This window comes from Pseudoalteromonas sp. 2CM28B (assembly GCF_023161935.1).
Genome location: NZ_JALNTH010000088.1, coordinates 1 through 3,035 on the forward strand (window position 1 = coordinate 1; position 3,035 = coordinate 3,035).

A 3,035-nucleotide genomic window follows, 5' to 3' on the forward strand; every position below is an offset into this window, starting at 1 on the left:
AGATGGTTTTAAACTAAGAACATACCCAAGACAATTTATTAAAAATTAGTTTTTACACAGTCTGTGCCAAAAGCGGATATCGAGCACCATAGCCACTTTTTATGTTTTAGTTACTACGACATACCTATTATCCAAGGCATAGTAATACCTAAACTGACCGACGATACTCCAAAGATAAACTTTAGGTGATTCATAGAACTACATTTAGAATATATATATCCCTGAAAAAAGCGCAAGTACCGACCACATGGCAGACCCCATAAAATATACGCGAATTGCACTTTGATTTAGTGACGTAGTATAAGCAGAGCCTGCAATAAAATTTAAAAGAAGTGCGACGAATACCCCCATGAAAGGTAAAATACCTATCATAAAAATTCTTTTCTTAAGCACCCATTTCTTCATATGTATGAATCCATTCGATTAACGCCCGCATTTGCGGCTGGTTTTGAGCGCAGCGGAAAACCAGTCCGACAACATGCGCTTGTTATGTTTTGCTTATGCACCAAATCTCTGAGCCGGAGGAGCTAAAAGGATTATTTTTATATCCTGCCTTTAAGTGAAGCTCCAAAATTATTTCTTCAACATCATTTAGGCATTCTTTAGCATTTTCTAAGCTTACAAATTCCTTCCATTCGGTGGCAGGCAAATCTAAAAGCGATGAATTCTTACGCTCTACGGAAATTTTTTCATTTGTTGTTTTTCCATGAGCGATAGAATCTCTAAATGAAAAAACATTTTTTATTGAGACATAAGGCCTTCTATTAAGATCAATAGATAAACCAAGCTCATCACAAAATTTTGTGTACTTCTTTAATTTAGGATATTTCCGCTCAATATCATCCCAGTTATTATCTCTTAATTTACCTAGATGATTGAAATAAGCTTCAAGTGTAAATGCACAATAAGTAAAGCAACTTATAAGACTATATAATTGACCCTCATCGGATTTTTCTGATTGTTGCAGCATAAATTTAGCGCCAGTAAACATATAAGAAAATGTGTTAGTCTTAATATTTCCAGAAGCCATCCAGTTAGACATATCAACCTCTTAATCAAATAAATGTGTCATTTTTTTGATTGCTCTAATAACTTCTTCCAGCATGACGTTTTTGTAAAATTAGGCATGAAGTCATTTAGTTCCATACTTATATTTTGGAAGTTATTTTTATCGTCAGTTAGCCTCACCACAATTACTTTCCCATTAATAAGCTCAACAAGAACATCAAACGTATAATCTTGATTTATCGAGATTGTTCCACCTAAAAATTCATTGCCAGACATTATATGAGGGCTATTTTCATCAACCTTTAAAGCGAGCCTATTTTCAAGTTTATTTTTAGTTATTTCAAAGTTATAACCCCTAAATCCAATAAAAAAATCAACTTTCCCCGAGCTTTCGCTTATGCACATCGCATACATAATTCCAACATCATTTGTACCTACAATATTTTCTCTAACTTCACCTGTCACAGCATCCTTGGTTTTATCGTACTTCCAAGAGGTTAGTGAATCACCATTAGCAAATGCTGGACATGTAATCACTATAAAAAGAGTCAAAATAAATTTTTTCAAAATTAAATCCTATGATGGCTAGGCTAGACCGTTGCTAGCGATTTAAAAACATAACGCCGCGTTAAGGGGTGAGCAACGCAGACCACCTAACCTAAACCATTGTGCCGTAATCACTCAAGCTGAATCAAACCCAAAATGCCGAGCGTTGGGAATCCCTCTTGAACGCTTTGTTATGTGAATTTTTTCACGCGCCCAAGAGAGGCAAATTTTTACGATGTTGATAGGTTAAAGCTAACTCTAAACAGGACTTGATTGCTATTTCTGGTAACGCTTTCGATAAGGACAGAACTATTGCTCTGTTTCCCTGAAACTCCATTTCTTCACCATACAACTCTCGAAATGTATCGACTAACTTAGTTTGGCAATTAAAGAAAAGGTAATAATTGTTAGGAGATTTCAGCTTCCAGTCCATTCTTAGCGGGCTGCCTGTTTTTACACTATAGCTAGGTTCACCCCACTTTAGAGTTTCATCGACTTCACCCAGCTCCAAATCAGATGCGATTTGAAAGACTAGATTTCGTAGCTCCTCTAGCCTAATACGAGCATTTTCCGGATATTCATCGAAGCGTTTTTTGACTACCTTGTCCACTGGAATCTCCTATTCACATAACGCCCTAATAATGGGCAAAAAATTGTTGGCTAAAATGTTGAGGAACGAAAACAGCCAACTGTTTTTTGTCCTTATTTATTAGCTTGTTAGGAAGCTGCACTCACCGTATATTGAGTTTCTTTCTCTTGTCCCCAATAAGTCACATGCTCAGTTCCAATTTCTTGATCACCAATTAATTCTTTTCTAGCCATTATCAATATTTCAAAAATTGATTTAGCTTCATCTTTGCGCTGAAGCGCAAGTGCTAGCTCTTTGGAAAGCTTTGGTGATAACCACAAGGTACATTCAAAAGATAATTTATTTAAATTAGTTCTATGTTCATTATCTAAGTTCTCTCCCGCAGGATACCTAATCCACTCAGCAAGTAACTCCGAAATTAACCCTACTTTTTCCTTACGATCCAATTCTCGAGTAAATAACTCGTGTTGTTTTTTATATTCAGATTCTATTGAATATTTTAGCCTCGTAGCAAACCATTCTTTCAGGGTGTAAACTATAACTCCGTTTACTACAACTGATGCGGTTACTGCTGATAATATTATTTCAAACACCAAGCCTCTCCTTGCTTCCTAACGCTGCGTTAAGGTGCGACAAACATAGCGTGCCATACTGTGAGCGAAGCGAAACCGGCACGCGTTTGGAGTCACTCTTAAACGCTTTGTTAGCTGCGTTTCAAAATTGGTAATACTTCTGCCGTTTCAGTATCTAGCATTTCTAAAACACTTTCAAAACCATGTATAGGTGACCAACCTAATTTCTCACGTGCGAACGATGAATCATATACGCGATCTAAGCTTTGAGGTAATTGCCAGCCTCTTTGTTTAAATGCTAGAGCGATTTCTGGGCACTT

Annotated in this window: 4 protein-coding genes and 1 pseudogene; all 5 read right to left on the reverse strand. The window is 36.6% G+C overall.

All coding sequences use genetic code 11. The features are described 5' to 3' along the window. Positions 1–487: 487 nt before the first annotated feature. Positions 488–1,042 (reverse strand): hypothetical protein, encoded by a 555-nt coding sequence (locus MTN96_RS36675; RefSeq protein ID WP_248534814.1) that lies wholly within the window; start codon positions 1,040–1,042, stop codon positions 488–490. A gap of 26 nt (positions 1,043–1,068) precedes the next feature. Further along, positions 1,069–1,575 (reverse strand): hypothetical protein, encoded by a 507-nt coding sequence (locus MTN96_RS36680; RefSeq protein WP_248534816.1) that lies wholly within the window; start codon positions 1,573–1,575, stop codon positions 1,069–1,071. 184 nt (positions 1,576–1,759) lie between these two features. Next, entirely contained in the window at positions 1,760–2,164 is a 405-nt protein-coding gene (locus tag MTN96_RS36685; protein ID WP_248534818.1) for a DUF1801 domain-containing protein, read from the reverse strand. A gap of 107 nt (positions 2,165–2,271) precedes the next feature. After that, a complete protein-coding gene (locus MTN96_RS36690) occupies positions 2,272–2,736 on the reverse strand; it encodes a hypothetical protein (RefSeq protein ID WP_248534820.1) in 465 nt (154 codons plus the stop codon). A 110-nt stretch (positions 2,737–2,846) separates the two neighbouring features. Next, positions 2,847–3,035, reverse strand: a pseudogene (locus MTN96_RS36695) (NAD(P)-dependent oxidoreductase); the annotation flags it as partial.